Consider the following 18171-nt stretch of genomic DNA (forward strand, 5'->3'; position numbering starts at 1 on the left):
CTGAATGTGAAGTTGAGAGAGTCGCGCTCCACTCCGGTGAACGAGCGCATTCTCAGCTGATCGCATCACGTTAACCCGGTCGCCAAAGTTCACGTTATAAAGATACGCGGGGACTGCCAGGACGGTCGCTGTGCCATCCTTTTCCAAGCGACCCCGAAGACCCTCCCGCATCTGCTCCGTGTCAGGTTCAGGGGGCACCGCAAACCATATGGTTTCTTCCGCTTCCTGAGCTTCCGGAAGCGGCTGGGGTGAATCATCGCGCCAATGTGCCACGACGCTGGGATGTTGCCGGTAGTCAGTCACCAGCTGAGACTACCCAACGAACGCATCCATAAGAGCGTTTCGGCGGACATTCATGCCCTGTGTCTGGTGAAGGATGTCAATGGCCATTAGTTTCTGCCCACCGGCGGCCAGTGAATGTGCCCGCTGGTGGCCAGTAAAACTGCCCGGTGATGGCCAATAGATCTGCCCACTGAATGTTTCGGCGGGATTGGCCATCGTCGGATCTAGTTAATTCAGTTGGGTGACTCCTTTTCCGGCGAGGGCCTGGGTGAGTCGGATGGAGTCGCCGCTGGTCTGGCAGACGTGGGCGTGGTGCAGCAGCCGGTCAACGGTTGCCGTCGCCAGGGTTTTGGGCATGAGCTCGTCGAAGCCGGCCGGGTGCAGGTTGGAGCTGATCGCGACGGAGCGTTTTTCGTAGGCTGCATCCACGACCCGGTAGAGGCCCTCGGCGGCGTCGGTGGCCACTGGCAACAGGCCAATGTCATCGATCACCACGAGTTCGGCGCGGAGGATTCTGGCGACCGCGCGGGTGACGCTGTCATCGGTGCGGTGGGCCCGGATCAGGGCTCCGAGGTCTTCGAGCCGGAACCACGCCACGCGCATCCCGGCTTCGACGGCCTGCTGGCCGAGCGCTTCGAGGAAGAACGTTTTCCCGGTCCCGGAAGGTCCGCAGACGACGAGGTTTTCCCGCCGGGTGATCCATTCCAGCGTCCGTAGTGCCTGCTGGGTCGGGGCCGGGATCGAAGAGGCTGCGGGGTCCCAGGCGTCGAATGTCTTACCCGTTGGGAAGCCTGCTGCTTTGCGGCGGGTGGCGAGCATGGACCGGGCCCGGCCAGCTGTTTCTTCGGTGAATAGTGCCTTGATGACCTCGGCCGGTTCCCAGCGCTGGGCTCGTGCGGTGGCGATGAGTTCCGGGGCGAGGGCCCGGGCGTGGGGCATCTTCAGCTGGCGCATCAGCGCTTCGAGGTCTGCCGGCAGTGACGGTGCGGTGGTGTTCGTGGTGGTGACCGGGCTCATCGGTTCTGCTCCTTCGGCGTAGCGAACGGTCCGGCGCCCATAGCTGCCCAGGCGCCGGTGCCCTGGGTCAGGGACCGGGTCTCGTCCGCGGAGTGGGCGGTGGTGCGTTGGATATTGGCGTTCAGTATCGAGGCCAGGTCCGGGTGGGCGAATCGGCCGTGGACCGCTGCGTTGCCCAGGGCTTTATCAACTTCGGCGGTGCCGGCGATTTTGGCCAGGGTCACGGCCTCGGCCATCTTCACGTTCATCCTGGCAGTGCCGGCCGCGGCAGCCTCCAGAAGCCAGGTCTTGGCGCCCTCACCGATCGCCAGGAACTCGGCCTCGCCGGCGTTGCGGGCCTTCACGGCATAGTCGCCCGGGATTCTGGTCCTGGTCCCGGGGAAGTGCTCATCGATGATCGCGGGGCTGCCGGGCCTGGCCCGGCCGTGACGGGCCACCTCGACCGGACCGAACCGGCCGTGGTGGACGATGACGATCTGTTCGTCGGGCCCGGTGCCGTGGGAACGGACGAACACCCGTGCTCCGAGCAGCTGCGCGGGCACGGAGTACTGGGCGTTTTCGAAGGTGACCATCGGGGTGTTATCCGGAACGGTGCGGGCCAGTCCGAACGCGACCGTGTGCGCGGTCTCAGGGATCCGGTGCAGCCGGGGCTGCTCCTCGGTCAGGACCGCCGCCGGTTTGCGGCGGATCGCCCGGTGCTCCCGGTTGTTGACCTCGTCCATGAATGCCTGGCAGGCGGCCTCGAGCTCGGCGAAAGAACCGTACTCGGGCCGGAGGTTGGTGTCCTTGGGCACGAGGTCGGCCTTGGCAAGTTTCACGGACGCTTCGACGCCGCCCTTCGTGGCGGGGTCCGCGGGCTGGCACGTCAGCACGGTGATCCCGTAGTGCCGGGCGAAGTCCAGGGTCTGCTGGTTCCGCACCGGCACCCCGGCGACGTGGGCGGTGGTCACGGTCTTCTCGTTATCCGTCAGAACATAGGTCGGTGCCCCGCCCAGGAGCCGAAAGCAGCGGTCCAAGGCGGCGAACACACTCGGCGCGGTCCTGTCCCGCAACGGGATCACAATCCGGAACCGGGAGAACGCCAGCCAGGCCACGAACAGGATGGTCTTCACCCCGCCGATCCGTGGCCCGTCGCCGAAGTCGTACTGCAGCCACATCCCTGGCTCTGTGATCCATGGCCTGTGAACGCGAGCGTGGCCCAGTCGCCATGCGGCTTTGACCTGCGCGATGGCCCGGCGAGTGGACCGCTCCGACCCCGTATAGCCCAGGGCGAGGAGCTTCTCGTGGGCCTTGTCGGCGCGGATCCGTCCCTTGGACGCCTCGATCCACTCCTCAATTTTGGGCAGGAATACATCCGTGACCCGGGGCCGGAGCGCCGGTTCCGCGATCGGCCGGCCGGCGTCCCGGGCCGCGACATGTCTGGCAACCGTGTGGTGCGAGCATCCCGTGAGCTCCGCCGTGGCGCGTAACGATCCGGTCAGATCGTGGGCAGCAAGAATTTCCATGATTTCTCCGTCATGCTTCATACAGGGCCTCTTCCTGGGACGACATTTGGTGCGTCTAGACACCGTCATCAAATCCCGGGGAGAGGCCTCGCGCTGATCGCCGAAGCCTCGGCCCCGCCGCTTAAGACGCGGCAGGTTCAGTAAGGAAGTGGGCAGATCTCATGGCCACCGGCGGGCAGTTTTCCTGGCCGTCAGTGGGCATTTTCGTGGCCGCCTACGGGCAGTTTTTCATGGCCGCTAACAGAAGGATCCCCCTACGTTCCATCGCTCACAAACCCCCTCCCCCGCCGATACCGAGACGCTTCACGGTGAGACGACTAAACGAGACCCCGTGGTGCGCGGAAATCCTGAGTATTCGGCTTGCCGGCCGCTGCTGCAGCGCTGTCTCAGGAAGCATTACTTTTTCAAGACACCTCTTTCGGACTCAACGCGGTTCCTTAGTTCCAGCTCGACGCGGCCAACGTGGTGGGCTTTGGACAGCGCCCCCTGTAAGTAGTCAAAGGAGCGGAACGCCTGCAAATGCCGGCTTGCCGTCGCTCCTATATGGGTCGGCTCGTCAATGCATTAGCTGCCGCACTAGTCCGCTCCGTTTAGATCGAGGCGGCCCATGCCCGTTGGTTGCCAACGGGACCTAGACAAAAGGAGAGCTGATTACGACTCTGACCGCCAGCATGCGAAGATCGGGTGTTTGTGTCCTTCATAAGGAGGGCCTGTTCTCGAAGGATCAGTTATGAAGAGGGTAGTGGGGGCAATCTGCCTTGGTCTATCAGCGTTGGCGCTGGCTGGGTGTTCACCTTCAGGTAACCAGCAGGATGCAGCACCAGCGGTACAGAAAACCGCGATCAAGTATGTAAGCCCGAAGAAGGAAGCTATTCAAGATCTTGAATACCGTGGAATTCTCTCGATCCTCCACGACATGGACGGCTTCTACACGACTTGGTCGGACGGCGACATCAGGGCAGCAATCGATATGACCTGTGATGGTTTGGCCAACAACGAACGCCCCGAAGATATTCGAGACACGATTACCGCCAAATTCGGCGAAGAGTCGTACCGGGAAGCTTTTGAAGTCCGGCAGGTCATGAGTGCATCCACCGGCGTTCGATGCGAGGAGTACACCACACAGAAGAACACGATCGAAAACTGGGATGTTTCGCCGAAGCGCTAAAAGCACTTGGCATCACGGGCCACGACGAGGCCTTCCGTGATCGGGGAACTGTCGGCATTGAACTTTTCCAACCCCGCCCGGACGTCGGGCGCGGTGACGGATTGTGCTCGGTTCGGAGACATTTTCAGTTGTGGGCAGAGAGGTCAGCTGAGGCTGCCTCTCGTTCTCTCAAGCGTTTCACCCAGGGCGGTTCGCCATGACTTTCGAAGGGCTCTGCACCTTCGCTGAAAGTGCAGCCGCGGAGGATGACCTCCGTCGACTCTAGGCCCCCAAAACCCCATCCCTGGTTGCCTATTTCCTTGATCACGTCTGCGGTGAAGACGCAATCTACGAACTTAACCTTCGACGCCTTTTGCATGAGGCTCAAATCCAACTCGCCTCCTTCGAGCTTGCACCTGATGAACTCGACTCGCATGTTCGCCATGTCGGTCAGTTCGAGACGCCCTCCCCTGAATGAGCAGTCAAGAAACTGAACAGCGGAGGCCGTAGAGTTTTGGAAACCAAGGGTGGCCCGGCCTCCCTCAAATGAGACCTCCCTGAAGACCACTCCTTGACTACTTGTCAGAACATGGCCCAATTTCAGGTGACCACTGGAAATCTGTGAGTGCGCGATCACCAGCCCTTGAATAAAGTTGCTTCCCGATAGATCCACCACTTGCGCGTCGAAACGAATCCCGGTGATTTGACCTGGGGCATGCTGTAGCTCACGAAAGTCGATGCGAGTAAACGATTACCGGTTGTCATCGTTGTCTTGGCGAAGGCGCCCTAGGAACGACTTCCAGATCGCTTCTTTAACAGACCAATCGAGATCCCTGCGATCTTCATCTTTCGGTTCGGCTCGGTAGTAACTGCACAGGAGATCGATGCAGGCTTGTCGCTGGTCATCGTGATCTTGCCTGTGCCACTCGTCAGCCAACGTTGCCATGACGTAAACGCCCGCCATTCGAACGGTTGCTGACTCGCTCCCAAGTTGCGCCGCTGCAGCCGCATAACGCTCCCTCAGGTCTTTGATTTGATCATAGGCACGTCGGTCGACCTCCAGTTGATGCTGACTGTTACTCAGGTCGAGTGCTGCTGCTGCCGTTTGCTGTGCCTTGGAACTAACCAGCAACGCCTCCGCAGTGGTTGCTTGGTTCTCTTCCAGAGTCTTCTGCCGGCGATAGGAGAGCACCAGGGTCATCCCAACGCCCAGAGCCGCACCCGCAGTGATTGCGTTTCTAATGACGCCAAACAGGTCTTCCTGATTTGGCCTCATCTCTAGATCTGCAACGAAGATCGTTCCGACCTGCAACCAAGCAAAGAAGCAAGCAAGAATGCCCAAGATTGCAACCGACGCGAAGAGCCCCGCTAAGGCCAGTAGCCACAAGGGCCACCGACGTCGATCAATTGTCTTCGTTGTTGAGGCAAGTCTCGATTGCCCGTCTCTGTTTCGACGCATGGGAATATCTTGCCCTAGCTCTAAAGCCCTCCCTGTCAGTACCAACCTCCAGTAGCTTGAAAGCCGCGCCTGAATTAGGAAGTAGTCGGACTTAGCGTCAGAGTTCACTTTTACACCTCCTGGCCACATCTACGTATCGATGGCCGCCTACCAGGCGACCTCAGAAACGCTCCCGACACCTTTTGACCAACTCTGATACCGGATTTGAGTTCTGACCAAGCAAAGCAGTTCCACTCTCCTGCCCCATATTCGGGTTGTGACGAGGTTCAATAACGGTCGGTTTTGACCCGTTTCTGACCAATCGCAACGGCGGTCAGTTCGCAGAGCTCTGAGCTACGCGACGTTCATCTCCTAAGCTTTCTAAATGGCCGCTGAGAAACCGCCCCTAAAACTGCTTGTCGAACCAGACGAGTATCTGTGCACATGGCTATTGCCCGGCCCTAACGGGGGTGTGACTGAGCACGCCGGCGCACTCGACCTCGGTGCTAGCCGTCCTCCCACCGGGTCGGTATACGGCAACGTCCCAATCCAGTGGGACGAAACGGCACCAGGGCAACGTAGTGCCGGCTTCCCTCAAGAGGTCCAGCTGCCCCGTTTGCGAGCACGTCTCGCAAACGGACACGATGTGGATCTGATCGATGCCTCAATCACTTATTGGCTTCCGGAACAGGGCCACATCAGCGCGGGTACGGCCATTGTTGGCGCTCCCGAGGGGCTTCGTGGATTTGGCACGAAGATCGCCGGCGAGGTGGAGGATGAGGAACAGGCGGCAAACCAGTCAGTAGTTCCGACCTATTCGCGTGTGAGCGCGCAAGTTGGCGCGCTTGATGCCGTTGCAGGAGCTTCTCCGTTCTCAAGGTGGACGTTCCCGACAGGTGGGGAGGGCCGGCACTTGGAGGGCGACTGGACTGTGTCTGGCAATCCTGACTCGTCCCAGAAGTGGAGCGACGACGACGTCACCGTACGCTTGGAGTACGACGCCAGCGTCGCGGTCGGCAACACTTATGCGTTCAGGTTCGTCGTGAGCCCGGTCGTCCGGATCGAGTCACGAGAGGCATTAACGGTGCGCGCTTGGGTGGACCGGTGGATCGTCCCCCTTCGACGTATTGTCTCGATCGCCACGGGAGATGCGCAGCCGCTCACCTATATGGCCGTTGACGCGAGCGGCCTCGACAAACCCGATACCCGCCAACGCCGGCAGGTCTACGGGTTCGGCATCACACAAGAGCCGTATCAGTCCGACCAAGCAGCGGTGCGTAAGGCTTCGACAGCGATCCATATCGCCGTCGATGGTCTCTCCCTGCTCGACATGCTCAGGCGCTGGCAAAGGCTTGAGGACGATCATCACCCACTAATCGAGACCTACGGGGCGATGCTGTCGGCCACCGACGAGCACCCCCGCTCCCGTTTCCTTCTACTCGTGCAGGCGCTGGAGGGCCTACACGGTCACGAGACCGCTGCTGCTTACGAAGAGCGAAAGAACCGTCACACGGAGAAACGCGAAACCCTCATCGAAGCGCTCCAAGGTGCCAACATTCTCAATTCTCAACAACTGACGTTCGTTAAGAAGAACCTCACCAAGAATCCGCCTCGGGGGCTGAACGAAGCCTTGCATCACCTGCTGGGTGAACTGCCGGTGGATCTCACTCCCCGGCTGGTAGTCTGCAAATTGTTGACGAACTACCTGGCCGAGGCCCAAGGGCCTGAGGCACAGCGCGTCGCATACGCGCTAAGCCGAGTTCGCAACGATCTGGCCCACGGTAACAAGGGTTTCGACGCTTATGATCTCCATGAGACGGTGAGGGTACTCGAGCGCATAGTGCGCGCCCACGCTCTACGCTTGTTGGGGTGTCCCGAACCAGTGTTGGAGCGCGTCTGCAACCTAGACCAGTAATGGCTTGCCTAGCATCGGCAGATCAGCGGGAATTTTTCGGCCTTCTTTGACTGTATTTTCGCCTTGAGACCCTCAAAGCCGCATACTTATTTGAGTGATCACTCCGCTCTTGACCCGGCCCGCGATCGAGCAATGGCTGGGATTCATCGAAGAGCGTGAGCACCGGCTGCATGACGCAGATTCATTCGAGGTCGCTGCAGAACACCAAGTCGAGTTCCAAACTGTGTACGGTATCTGTGCGCAGGCGATACGCTACGCGGGCGCCTACGTGGTGCTGCACCGCGCCGGGCGCTCTCGAGAGGCTGTGGCGGTCGCCCGTCAGGCACTTGAGCATGCCTTGACAGCGCAATGGGCGCACTTTGACGAGAAGGGGCCTGATCATCTAATAGAGGGCTATCACCATTTGATTGGGCCCCCGTTAGCAGTCCAGCGTCTATGCGATAGCTAATTGGTTTTCTTGCGTCCAGGTTTCCCAGTAGCGTTTCGGCGTCATGCCGTCCAGGGATCCGTGGGGCCGTTCATGATTGTAGATAGTCTTCCATTCCTCGGCCAAATACTTCGCTTCGGCCATGGTGTCCATGATCTCTCCGGTGAGTTGTTCCCTTCTGAATTGGGCGTTGAAGGATTCGATGAAGCCGTTCTGCCAAGGTGAGCCCGGGTCGATGAAGGCGGTGTCGACTCCGGCGGTATCGCACCAGTCGATCAGTGCGGCGGCGGTGAATTCGGGGCCGTTGTCACACCTGAGGTATGTCGGTGCGGTGCCGGTTTCGGCGATGATGTTCTCCAGCACCGCGACCACGTCAGTGGCTTTGAACGACCTTCGCGGGATGACGGCCAGCGCCGTGCGGGTGTATTCATCGATGACGTTGAGGAACCGGATGTGCCGGCCGCAGGAGGTCACGTCGGATTGGAAGTCGAAGCTGACCACGTGCATCGGATACTGGGCTGTGAGGCGTTTCTGTTCCCCGGCGCCGGGCCCGGTGCGGCGCTTCTTCCGGGCTCTGGGTTTGCAGGTCAGGCCTTCGTCGCGCCAGAGCCTGCGGATGCGCTTCCTGTTCAGCGCTACCCCGTCCCACGCCGGCTGGGCCAGCAGGTGCCAGCGGGCCTTCCGCCAGCCCCACGCCGGGTGCTTCATTGCGATGGCACGCAGCTCCGAGCGGAGCTGCGCCTCTTCGAAGCCCATGTCGGGTTTCTTTTTGCGGAACGCGGACCGGTTCTGCCCCAAGACCTTGCAGGCGAAGCGTTCGGATGCCCCGAACTTCTCCACCGCCATGCGCACGGCACGGCGACGTGGTTCGGGGCTCAGAATTTTCCCTTCGCCACCTCGTTCAGGATGTCGATCGCCAGTTCCTTCTCCGCCAGCAACCGCTTGAGCCGGGCGTTCTCCTTCTCCAGCTCCTTGGTCCGCTTGGACGCTTCGGCGTTCTTCTCAGACCCGTACTGGTTCAGCCAGCGGTACCAAGTCGCCTCGGTGACCTGGAGCTCCTTTGATTGGGCCCCCGTTAGCAGTCCAGCGTCTATGCGATAGCTAATTGGTTTTCTTGCGTCCAGGTTTCCCAGTAGCGTTTCGGCGTCGTGCCGTCCAGGGATCCGTGGGGCCGTTCATGATTGTAGATAGTCTTCCATTCCTCGGCCAAATACTTCGCTTCGGCCATGGTGTCCATGATCTCTCCGGTGAGTTGTTCCCTTCTGAATTGGGCGTTGAAGGATTCGATGAAGCCGTTCTGCCAAGGTGAGCCCGGGTCGATGAAGGCGGTGTCGACTCCGGCGGTATCGCACCAGTCGATCAGTGCGGCGGCGGTGAATTCGGGGCCGTTGTCACACCTGAGGTATGTCGGTGCGGTGCCGGTTTCGGCGATGATGTTCTCCAGCACCGCGACCACGTCAGTGGCTTTGAACGACCTTCGCGGGATGACGGCCAGCGCCGTGCGGGTGTATTCATCGATGACGTTGAGGAACCGGATGTGCCGGCCGCAGGAGGTCACGTCGGATTGGAAGTCGAAGCTGACCACGTGCATCGGATACTGGGCTGTGAGGCGTTTCTGTTCCCCGGCGCCGGGCCCGGTGCGGCGCTTCTTCCGGGCTCTGGGTTTGCAGGTCAGGCCTTCGTCGCGCCAGAGCCTGCGGATGCGCTTCCTGTTCAGCGCTACCCCGTCCCACGCCGGCTGGGCCAGCAGGTGCCAGCGGGCCTTCCGCCAGCCCCACGCCGGGTGCTTCATTGCGATGGCACGCAGCTCCGAGCGGAGCTGCGCCTCTTCGAAGCCCATGTCGGGTTTCTTTTTGCGGAACGCGGACCGGTTCTGCCCCAAGACCTTGCAGGCGAAGCGTTCGGATGCCCCGAACTTCTCCACCGCCATGCGCACGGCACGGCGACGTGGTTCGGGGCTCAGAATTTTCCCTTCGCCACCTCGTTCAGGATGTCGATCGCCAGTTCCTTCTCCGCCAGCAACCGCTTGAGCCGGGCGTTCTCCTTCTCCAGCTCCTTGGTCCGCTTGGACGCTTCGGCGTTCTTCTCAGACCCGTACTGGTTCAGCCAGCGGTACCAAGTCGCCTCGGTGACCTGGAGCTCCTTGACGACCTCGACCATCGGACGGCCATCGTTGAGCATCTTTTGGCCCTGCCGGACCTTGGCGATGACCTGCTCCGGGGTGTGTCTGCGTGCCATGATTCGTGAATTACCTCCTGTGTCCATTCTCGGACACGAAACTCACACAAACACTGGACTACTCTCCGGGGACCCAACCACCTTGACGACCTCGACCATCGGACGGCCATCGTTGAGCATCTTTTGGCCCTGCCGGACCTTGGCGATGACCTGCTCCGGGGTGTGTCTGCGTGCCATGATTCGTGAATTACCTCCTGTGTCCATTCTCGGACACGAAACTCACACAAACACTGGACTACTCTCCGGGGACCCAACCACATTCTCGTCAACGCATGTTCCAAGCCGTCACGGAGTACCTCAACATGCCCCAGGATGAGATCGATGCGGCTCTGGAATCGACGCCATCCAAGGGAAAAAGGATGCTCCGCGTCTCGGAAATGATTGAGCAGGTCGATTACAACGCGACGTTCAAGACTGCGTACATGCAGCAATCGCAGATTGTCCATGTCACAGGAGAGACCGTAACCGCCTTCTTAGATTTGGACGACGAAAAGCAGTTCATAATCCTTAGCGAGGCCGCCGACCCTTACGAGCGCCAAACTGCACATTTCACAGCGATGGCGACGATGTTCGCATCGTGGGTACTAGAGTCGCTTCGAGTCGACACACCTGGTCTCGCCGAGCTGGATCAACTCTCCGATGAACTTGCGCTGCCACTCAACATCCGTAATTGACCTGGTGCCAGGGGTGTCTAGAAGCGGTTCGCAGAGTCTTCGATGGTTGCATTTTTCATGGTCCAGCCAGCAGGATCCATCTCGCGGCGGCCGCCCCACCATCCTCCGTAATTCCATGACTGCCCTTTAGCCATCTCTATGACTTCGAGAATTGAATCTGCGATCTTCTGATCTGGGATGTCTCCGAATACCTCAGCTCTGACCTCCGGCTTGTTCTCAAGCAAGTGGAGCGCTGGCGTGATCCTGTACTGGTGGTAGGCGGCACAACTCGGATAGTAGGCAGCTGAGGATGATGCGTCCTCATTCGAGGCCAGGGATAGGCAGCACCAAAGAAAGTCGAACTGACACAATGAATCAAGGAAGTCTTCACCTGATTCTCCGTCGTCAGCGAGCTGCATGTCGGGTCGTAGATCCGGAGTGTGGCGTAGAAGCGCAGCGGACATTGCGATGAGGTTGCCGCCCTTGTCAGTTTCGTCGGACCTAACCAGCAGGTTGGCTCTGGAGGCCTCCGTTAGTCCGTGCCGGATCCAGGATCTGTAGGAATAGACGCTATCGCCTATGGGTCTTAGAACAATGGTGGGCAGAGCCCCGTACAAACCGTTGCGGACAGCGGCGGCACCGACGGCCATGACCCGGAGAATGATCTCTAGCCATTCAGCCGCGGCGCCTTGCTTACCCGCCGTCCTTCCCGGCGTAAGCAGATAGCTTTCGTACACGTTGGAGAGCACGTCCATGACGAGCTTGACGGCGGCAATGTCGCCCACGATTACAGCTTCTGCCGCGACTGCAGCAATCCTGTTGAGCGCTATTGTCCTCTGCTCCTCACCTTCTCCTTGGTGGTAAGCGTTCTTTGCCGTAGCGAAGAATTTCCTGAGGGCACGAACGTTTCCGTCGGTCAGTGTCATGCTCACGGCGTCAGTGAATGTCGCTGAGTCCATGCCAAGGTCGGGAACCACCATTGGCGGGGCATCTGAGGTACCAACCATCTGCAACGTTCTCCTGATAAGCGCGTCCACGTCTTGACGAGATTCAGCACGTTCTTGGCTCCTGAAGTTAGCCAGAACGTTGCCCCACGTTTTGTGGGTGACGACGGCATTCGAGGTTCCCTCGCGGGTGAATACAACCCCACGGCTGAACCGCGTTACGTTCGTGCCGCTCGGGGCCTTTGTAATGCCGTCCTTTGCCATCACTGCCGGTATTCCGTCAGCCGGAGGCGCGATGTAGATGACCGCCATTCGGGCTAGTTCCCCTGCCAACTGAAGTGTGTGAACCTGGGCCCGTATGTCGATTGGGGCATCCACATACGGCCTAACTATTTCGGTGAGCGCGGCGGAGTCGAACATTTCTTTTGTTGGGGTCAAGTACCCTGGGGCCGGCGTTCCATCGTCATTCGCGCCGATTACCAAATAACCACCCTGTGGCTGGTTCATCATGGCGGCGCAGTCCTTGATGAAATCGAGTTTCTTCAGAGGCTCGTTGAGGTTCAGTTCCTTCTTAAAGTCCAAGGATGAGTGTTCGGCTCCAAGAGCGAGGAGCTCTGCAAGCTTTTCCTCGCTGACCTGGCCGTCGAAGGTAAGCGCGCGGGCGGGGTCGGCGGGTTCTGGCGCTGTTTCACTCATCAGTACATCCTAGGAAGAATTTACGATGAATAGCGGAGGCTGACCGCGGTGGGTCAGGCCCCTGCGTGCGCCGGCCATTCCCGCTACCCTCAACAAAATGAGGCCCAGCGCAACGGTCGTCTGGCTAGTCCGTTGATGCGCGGACCAGGGCGGGAGCAGAGAGAATTGACAAAAGTCTTGCCTTAATGCTAATATAGGTGCATAGGGCAGAGGAATGAGTTCTCCCCGGTTCGCGACCGGACTGCTCACTAACCGGAAGGTCGAGGGTTCGAACCCCTCCAGAGCCACGCCATGGCTCTGTAGCTCAGGTGGTAGAGCGTCCGCTTGATTTAGGGCAGGGGAAGAAAGCTCCCCGCCGGCTCACGACCGGACTGCCCACAAAACGGCGCGTCGGGGGTTCGATTCCCCTCATCTCCACAAACCTTGGGGATGTAGCTCAGCGGCAGAGCGGTCGTCTCCTGTGGCACGGATACTCGTGCAAGAAAGAGCACGGACTCGATGTCCGTGCTCTTTCTTTATGCCCTCTTGTTGGTTAGCGTCCGTAGTCGGAGTCTTGTTGACGGCTTAGTTCATGAGGCGTTGGGTGGGTTGGCCACGCGGTAGCCGCCGCGGTAACTGCACCGGGTTGGCTTGGAAATGATGCATTCAGAACGCGCCGCATCTTCTCCAGGCGTGGGTCAACTTCGGTGGCCGATTCGGACTGTTGTGGTTCGTCTGGCTTTGCGGCGTCAGCCATGAGTTGGTCGATGCGCGCGGAGTTGGCCTGGGCGGTTTTGAGTGCTTCGGCGTGTTTAAAGGGCTCCGCCAGTGCTTTGTCCGCTTGTTCGATGCAGTTGAGGGCTTCCTGGCGTCGTGTCTCGACGTCGGCGGCGAGCCTTGGCAACGAGGACACCCTGTTTTCGAGTTGCCTGATCGTGCCGAGGTCAGCTGAGAGCAGACCCTTGCGGGATATCTGGGTGGTCGCTCTGGGTACGCCCTCGACGCGGACTTCAACGGTGGCATGGTCCAGTTCCCGTCCGGGAACGAGCTTGGCGCGCAGCTCATGGCCGCCGAGGGTGGCGATGGTGCCAAGCTCGTCGTACCCGTAAACGTTCATAAGCCGGTGCCCTTGCCGCCCGGCCCATGCACGGAGGGCTTCGGCAGCATCATTCCTGCTGTCGACGCTTTGCCCTCCGATGGTTGAGTATGACAGTCTGATCGGAGCCCACTAGGACGGCCCGAACGGTACCCACCAGCCGGACATGCCGAACCTAATGACGGCTTGAATGGTACCCACCTGTGAACGTTGATCCATCCAGTGTTGGATCGACGACGGGAGGGCCGGGATGGGGTCAAGAGTGGAGTTGTTCGCGCAGATTCGGAGGGATGCCCGGGTGGAGGGCGCGTCAATCCGGGAGCTTGCCCGCAGGCACCAGGTGGCGCGGAAAACCGTGCGTAAGGCGTTAAGTTCCCCGGTCCCGCCAGAGCGTAAAACTCCTGTACGGTCCTCGCCGCGGCTTGATCCTTATAAACCGACGATCGACGCCATGCTCGTCGAGGACACGACGGCGCCGAGGAAGCAGCGTCACACTGCCCGGAGGATTCTTGCCCGGCTCATCGAGGAGCATGGAGCGGACGAGTTGTCGTATTCGACGGTGCGTGACTACGTTCGGGTCCGCCGGGCGCAGATCGATGTGGAGGCCGGCCGCCGGGTTGAGGTATTTGTTCCTCAGGAGCACGCCCCGGGCGCGGAAGCGGAAGTGGACTTCGGTGAAGTCTGGATCGTGCTGGACGGGGTAAAGACGAAATGCCACATGTTCATCTTCCGGCTTTCTCACTCCGGCAAAGCCATCCACCGGATTTACCCCACCCAGGCCCAGGAAGCGTTTCTGGAAGGCCACGTCGAGGCGTTCAACGAGATCGGCGGCGTGCCGGTCAAACATATCCGCTATGACAACCTCACCAGTGCCGTCAGGGCCGTGGTGTTCGGTCAGGGGCGGAACCGCCTGGAGAATGACCGGTGGGTGTTGTTTCGCTCGTTCTATGGATTTGATGCCTTTTATTGCCAGCCAGGTCTTGCCGGCGCTCACGAGAAAGGCGGGGTCGAGGGCGAGGTGGGCTGGTTCCGCCGCAACCGGCTGACCCCGATGCCCGTGGCGAGGTCCCTTGATGAGCTCAACGACTGGATCCGGAGCCGGGAGGTTCAAGACGATCAGCGGCGGATTGATGGCAGGATCCGCACTATCGGCCAGGACTTCGCCGCCGAGCGCCCGTTCCTGGCACCGTTGCCGGCCGACGAGTTCGATCCCGGTCTGGTGTTGAACCCGAGAGTGGACCGGTCCTCAATGATTACCGTGCGGATGGTGAAGTACTCGGTGCCAGCACGGTTCATCGGTCGGCGGGTCCGGGTTTCATTGCGGGCATCCGAAGTTGTGGTGTTCGACGGCCGCGCGGTGGCGGCCCGGCACCAGCGGATTATTGCCAAGGGCGGGCAGTCGGTCCAGTTGGACCATTATCTGGAGGTCCTCAAGACCAAGCCCGGCGCTTTGCCTGGTTCCACTGCTTTGGCCAGGGCGCGGGAGTCGGGTGCTTTCACCAGCGCCCATGACGCCTTCTGGTCTGCCTCGCGCAGGGTCAACGGTGATGCCGCGGGGACCCGTGAACTGATTGACGTCCTGCTGCTGCACCGATCGATGGAAGCCGAAGACATCGAGGCAGGGATCACCGCAGCCCTTGGAGTAGGTGCCGTCAGTGCCGACGTCGTGGCGGTTGAAGGCCGCCGACATGCCTCCAGCATCCCTGCTGGTGGGTCCCGTCCTGACCGTCATCGCGGTGCTCATGCTGAAGCGAAAGTGCAACGAGTTGTCAGCCTGACCCAGCGCCGGCTGATGGACCCGGCGGCGGTCATCGCCGGGCTCCCTCCAGACAAGCGGCCGCTCCCGGCGATCAGCGCCTATGACGAGCTGCTGGCCAAACGCACCGAACACTCCGCAGGAACCGCGTCGAAGGAAAACATCTCATGAGCCCCACCGCACCGGCCACCACCATCACCCCAACCCTGCGACGGCGCCGCGGTCTGACTGAGCAGGCCGCGGTCGCGGCCGTGGACCAAGCATGCCGCCGATTGCGCCTGCCCACCATCCGGGCGGTTCTGGACGAAGCTCTGACCGTCGCGGGGAAGGAACAACTCTCTTACCAAGGCTTCCTGGCCGAGCTGCTGCTGGCCGAATGCGATGACCGGGACCGTCGCTCCTCAATCCGACGCGTCAAAGCCGCGAACTTTCCCCGGGATAAATGGCTCGGTGATTTCGATTTCGACGCGAACACGAACATCAACCCCGCTACCATCCATACCCTCGCTACCGGCGAATGGATTCGAAAAGGTGCACCGCTATGCCTGATCGGGGACTCCGGAACCGGCAAATCCCACCTGCTTATCGGGCTGGGCACCGCCGCGGCGGAGAAGGGATACCGGGTCAAATACACTTTGGCCACCCGGCTCGTGAACGAACTCGTCGAAGCCGCCGACGACAAAGTCCTCGCCAAGACCATCGCCAGATACGGCCGAGTGGACCTGCTCTGCATTGACGAGCTCGGCTATATGGAACTGGACCGGCGCGGCGCCGAACTCCTCTTCCAGGTCCTCACCGAACGCGAAGAGAAGAACTCCATCGCCATCGCTTCCAACGAGTCGTTCTCCGGCTGGACCAAGACATTCACCGACCCGCGCCTCTGCGCCGCGATCGTTGACCGGCTGACGTTCAACGGCACCATCATCGAAACCGGCACCGATTCCTACCGCCTCGCCCACAGCCTGACAAGGAACGCGCACTAAAAGGTAGCCGCGGCCGCCCGCCCCACGAACACATAGGTTGTCGTTGACCACTTCATGCCGCGCAACAGGACAGTTTGGAGACGTCAGTAGTGAAGGACTGGGCTGCTATCTTGATGCCTTCGGCCATGGTCAGATAGGGGCTCCAGAGATTCGCGACCTGATCAACGGTCATCCCGGCCTCCAGAATGTAAATCCCTGCGGCGGCGATGTCCCCGGCGTCCTTACCCACGACAGTGATCCCTACAATCCGACCCGTGTCCGCGTCGGCAACGATCTTGATGAAGCCGCGGGTATCACGGTTCACCAGCGCGCGAGGGATAAATTTGAGCGGCAGAACCCGGCACATGCACCGGATCCCTGCCTGGTTCGCTTCCTTGTCCGTCATCCCGACAGCGGCCAGGGCAGGGCTGGTAAACGTGACCCGGGGCAGGTGCCGGTAATCGACCTCACGCCCGGCACCCTCAAAGGCGTTCTCCACCATCAGGGCCCCGTGCGCGGCGGCGACATAAACGAACTCCGGGTGACCCGTCACATCACCCGCGGCCCAGATCCTCGGATTAGTACTGCGAAGGCTCCCGTCGACCAGGACTTCCCCGCGGTCCCCGGTTTCAACGCCGACCATGCAAAGGTTCAAATCCTCCGTGACCGGGCGCCGGCCTGTTGCCATGAGCAGGCGCGCGGCCCTGAATTCCTCGTTTCCTCCTGAGACGGAAGCATCCACGACCACGTCCCCCGACACCTCATCGGTCCGGACCGAGGACGCTGTCGCTCGACGGACGACCCGGATACCCTCATCGGCGAAGACACCGGCGAGGGCATGCCCGGCTTCAGGCTCTTCGGCCGAGGCGAGCTTGGACCGGACCAGGATGGTCACCTCCGTGCCGAGCCGGGCGAAAAGCTGCGCCTGCTCCAGCGCCACATACCCGCCGCCCACCACCAGCATCGAAGCGGGAACGTCCTGCAGCTCCATCGCACTCGTGGACGTCAGATAATCCACCTCGTCCATTCCCGGCACTTCAGGGATCCAGGGGGTGGAGCCGGTCGCGACCAGGTAGTGTTCCGCGCTGACTGTCTCGGTGGTTCCGCCCGGGGCGGTGATGTTCAAAACCGGTGCGGCTGCGGTTCCGGCGAACACCGCCGTCCCCCGCTGCAGGTTCCATCCATAGCCCGCGGCGAGATCCACATACTTCTCTGACCGCATGGATTCGACCAGTGAGCGCTTCCCGGCGACCAGTTCGGGCATATCCACCGGCTCTGCGGAGGTGCTGATACCGGGGAACCGTCCGGAAGCATCGAGGGCGACATGGCGGGCTTCCGCGGCGGCCAGCAGGGCCTTGGACGGGATGCAGCCCGTGTTCACGCACGTGCCTCCCACAGTGCTGCGCTCCACCATCAACACCCGCTTGCCACGGCTGGTTGCCCGGATGGCCGCAGCGAAAGCAGCCCCGCCGGAACCGATAATGGCCAGGTCATAATCGAAAGATGCTGCCGACACGAGGGACTCCTGAAGATGGAAGGGAAGCAGCCGCCAGCACACCTGTTGCTCAACCGACCGCCATGTGCAGCCTTCAACCGAAGACCAGCTCTGCATCCCATTCTCAACCTTCCCCTACACTGGAATGTCAAGGAATCGCCGTCCTGGCCGCCTGCTAAGAAATGAGTTCATGATGCGTATCGGTGAGGCCGCGGCAGCGGCAGGGATGACAACCAAGACGCTGCGTTTCTACGAGGACAGCGGGCTTCTCCCGGCAGCGAAAAGATCCTCTAACGGCTACCGGGACTACCATGACGACTCCGTGGCCAGGCTCGAATTCATCCGCCGCGGACGGGCCGCAGGCCTCGCCCTGACCCAAATACGCGAAATTCTTAGCCTCCGTGACGCCGGAGAAGCCCCCTGCGCCCACGTCCAAGACCTTCTCTCCAACCAGCTGGCCGAACTGGACCACCAGATTTCTGAACTAATGGCGCTGCGATCCATCGTCGCCGGCCTTCACGCCACTGCCGCGTCCGGGACCGACGCAAGCTGCGATCCCGAACAAATCTGCAGCTACCTCTGACGCACTACTCCGCCAGACGCCAGCTTCCAACAACCGGG

General features: G+C 60.8%; 16 protein-coding genes and 1 pseudogene. 7 read left to right on the top strand and 10 right to left on the bottom strand.

What is annotated here, in order from left to right; genetic code table 11:
* Positions 1 to 510 precede the first annotated feature (510 nt).
* Positions 511 to 1299: an IS21-like element helper ATPase IstB gene (istB, locus tag RI444_RS18300; RefSeq protein ID WP_207605530.1), complete on the bottom strand. Its 789-nt coding sequence runs from the start codon at positions 1297 to 1299 to the stop codon at positions 511 to 513.
* A complete protein-coding gene (gene istA, locus RI444_RS18305; protein ID WP_316963836.1) occupies positions 1296 to 2825 on the bottom strand; it encodes an IS21 family transposase in 1530 nt (509 codons plus the stop codon). Before istA (RI444_RS18305) ends, istB (RI444_RS18300) begins: the two co-directional genes overlap by 4 nt.
* Positions 2826 to 3534: 709 nt before the next feature.
* On the opposite strand from istA (RI444_RS18305), the gene RI444_RS18310 reads away from it, so the two are divergent.
* The gene (locus tag RI444_RS18310; RefSeq protein WP_207605528.1) at positions 3535 to 3972 is read left to right on the top strand and encodes a hypothetical protein; all 438 of its coding nucleotides are present in this window, start codon (positions 3535 to 3537) and stop codon (positions 3970 to 3972) included.
* Between the two features lie 124 nt (positions 3973 to 4096).
* Here the strand turns inward: RI444_RS18310 and RI444_RS18315 are convergent, their stop codons facing one another.
* Positions 4097 to 4519, bottom strand: coding sequence for a hypothetical protein (locus RI444_RS18315; protein ID WP_207605527.1), 423 nt, complete (start codon positions 4517 to 4519; stop codon positions 4097 to 4099).
* 183 nt (positions 4520 to 4702) lie between these two features.
* On the bottom strand, positions 4703 to 5293 hold the full coding sequence (locus RI444_RS18320; RefSeq protein WP_207605526.1) for a hypothetical protein: 591 nt from the start codon (positions 5291 to 5293) through the stop codon (positions 4703 to 4705).
* A 742-nt stretch (positions 5294 to 6035) separates the two neighbouring features.
* Here RI444_RS18320 and RI444_RS18325 point away from each other — a divergent pair.
* A complete protein-coding gene (locus RI444_RS18325) occupies positions 6036 to 7304 on the top strand; it encodes a HEPN domain-containing protein (protein ID WP_207605525.1) in 1269 nt (422 codons plus the stop codon).
* 94 nt (positions 7305 to 7398) lie between these two features.
* On the top strand, positions 7399 to 7752 hold the full coding sequence (locus tag RI444_RS18330; protein ID WP_207605524.1) for a hypothetical protein: 354 nt from the start codon (positions 7399 to 7401) through the stop codon (positions 7750 to 7752).
* Here RI444_RS18330 and RI444_RS18335 read toward each other — a convergent pair.
* From RI444_RS18335 to RI444_RS18345, 3 genes and pseudogenes are all read right to left on the bottom strand, one after another.
* A pseudogene (locus RI444_RS18335) lies at positions 7738 to 8792 on the bottom strand (IS3 family transposase); the annotation flags it as partial. The gene RI444_RS18330 and the pseudogene RI444_RS18335 sit on opposite strands and share 15 nt — an antisense overlap.
* A 29-nt stretch (positions 8793 to 8821) precedes the next feature.
* A protein-coding gene (locus RI444_RS18340; protein ID WP_207605523.1) for an IS3 family transposase occupies positions 8822 to 9969 on the bottom strand; the annotation gives its coding sequence in 2 pieces (ribosomal slippage) (positions 8822 to 9696 and positions 9696 to 9969; 1149 coding nt in all).
* A gap of 42 nt (positions 9970 to 10011) precedes the next feature.
* Positions 10012 to 10146 (bottom strand): hypothetical protein, encoded by a 135-nt coding sequence (locus tag RI444_RS18345; protein WP_410510809.1) that lies wholly within the window; start codon positions 10144 to 10146, stop codon positions 10012 to 10014.
* Between the two features lie 95 nt (positions 10147 to 10241).
* On the opposite strand from RI444_RS18345, the gene RI444_RS18350 reads away from it, so the two are divergent.
* Positions 10242 to 10643, top strand: a complete 402-nt coding sequence (locus RI444_RS18350; RefSeq protein ID WP_207605522.1) for a hypothetical protein — start codon at positions 10242 to 10244, stop codon at positions 10641 to 10643.
* 17 nt (positions 10644 to 10660) lie between these two features.
* On the opposite strand, the gene RI444_RS18355 is transcribed toward RI444_RS18350, so the two are convergent.
* Together RI444_RS18355 and RI444_RS18360 are read right to left on the bottom strand one after the other, a co-directional pair.
* A complete protein-coding gene (locus RI444_RS18355) occupies positions 10661 to 12262 on the bottom strand; it encodes a helix-turn-helix domain-containing protein (protein ID WP_207605521.1) in 1602 nt (533 codons plus the stop codon).
* 532 nt (positions 12263 to 12794) lie between these two features.
* The gene (locus tag RI444_RS18360) at positions 12795 to 13358 is read right to left on the bottom strand and encodes a hypothetical protein (RefSeq protein ID WP_242703209.1); all 564 of its coding nucleotides are present in this window, start codon (positions 13356 to 13358) and stop codon (positions 12795 to 12797) included.
* Between the two features lie 229 nt (positions 13359 to 13587).
* Here RI444_RS18360 and istA (RI444_RS18365) point away from each other — a divergent pair, with 229 nt between their 5' ends.
* Both istA (RI444_RS18365) and istB (RI444_RS18370) read left to right on the top strand, forming a co-directional pair.
* A complete protein-coding gene (gene istA / locus RI444_RS18365) occupies positions 13588 to 15264 on the top strand; it encodes an IS21 family transposase (RefSeq protein WP_011691636.1) in 1677 nt (558 codons plus the stop codon).
* On the top strand, positions 15261 to 16076 hold the full coding sequence (gene istB, locus RI444_RS18370) for an IS21-like element helper ATPase IstB (protein ID WP_011691635.1): 816 nt from the start codon (positions 15261 to 15263) through the stop codon (positions 16074 to 16076). Before istA (RI444_RS18365) ends, istB (RI444_RS18370) begins: the two co-directional genes overlap by 4 nt.
* Positions 16077 to 16128: 52 nt before the next feature.
* Here istB (RI444_RS18370) and merA read toward each other — a convergent pair whose 3' ends face one another.
* On the bottom strand, positions 16129 to 17571 hold the full coding sequence (gene merA / locus RI444_RS18375) for a mercury(II) reductase (RefSeq protein WP_011691634.1): 1443 nt from the start codon (positions 17569 to 17571) through the stop codon (positions 16129 to 16131).
* Between the two features lie 172 nt (positions 17572 to 17743).
* Between merA and RI444_RS18380 the strand changes: the two genes are divergently transcribed.
* The gene (locus tag RI444_RS18380) at positions 17744 to 18133 is read left to right on the top strand and encodes a heavy metal-responsive transcriptional regulator (RefSeq protein ID WP_031216440.1); all 390 of its coding nucleotides are present in this window, start codon (positions 17744 to 17746) and stop codon (positions 18131 to 18133) included.
* Positions 18134 to 18171 lie beyond the last annotated feature (38 nt).

The sequence above is a fragment of the Paenarthrobacter sp. AT5 genome (assembly GCF_032764245.1).
Lineage (GTDB): Bacteria > Actinomycetota > Actinomycetes > Actinomycetales > Micrococcaceae > Arthrobacter > Arthrobacter ureafaciens.

What these genes read in the sequence shown, in the direction of transcription:
- istB (WP_207605530.1), bottom strand. Translation starts at nt 1,299, where the DNA reads ATGAGCCCGGTCACCACCACGAACACCACCGCACCGTCACTGCCGGCA.
- istA (WP_316963836.1), bottom strand. Translation starts at nt 2,825, where the DNA reads ATGAAGCATGACGGAGAAATCATGGAAATTCTTGCTGCCCACGATCTG.
- RI444_RS18310 (WP_207605528.1), top strand. Translation starts at nt 3,535, where the DNA reads ATGAAGAGGGTAGTGGGGGCAATCTGCCTTGGTCTATCAGCGTTGGCG.
- RI444_RS18345 (WP_410510809.1), bottom strand. Translation starts at nt 10,146, where the DNA reads ATGGCACGCAGACACACCCCGGAGCAGGTCATCGCCAAGGTCCGGCAG.
- RI444_RS18350 (WP_207605522.1), top strand. Translation starts at nt 10,242, where the DNA reads ATGTTCCAAGCCGTCACGGAGTACCTCAACATGCCCCAGGATGAGATC.
- RI444_RS18355 (WP_207605521.1), bottom strand. Translation starts at nt 12,262, where the DNA reads ATGAGTGAAACAGCGCCAGAACCCGCCGACCCCGCCCGCGCGCTTACC.
- RI444_RS18360 (WP_242703209.1), bottom strand. Translation starts at nt 13,358, where the DNA reads ATGAACGTTTACGGGTACGACGAGCTTGGCACCATCGCCACCCTCGGC.
- istA (WP_011691636.1), top strand. Translation starts at nt 13,588, where the DNA reads ATGGGGTCAAGAGTGGAGTTGTTCGCGCAGATTCGGAGGGATGCCCGG.
- istB (WP_011691635.1), top strand. Translation starts at nt 15,261, where the DNA reads ATGAGCCCCACCGCACCGGCCACCACCATCACCCCAACCCTGCGACGG.
- RI444_RS18380 (WP_031216440.1), top strand. Translation starts at nt 17,744, where the DNA reads ATGCGTATCGGTGAGGCCGCGGCAGCGGCAGGGATGACAACCAAGACG.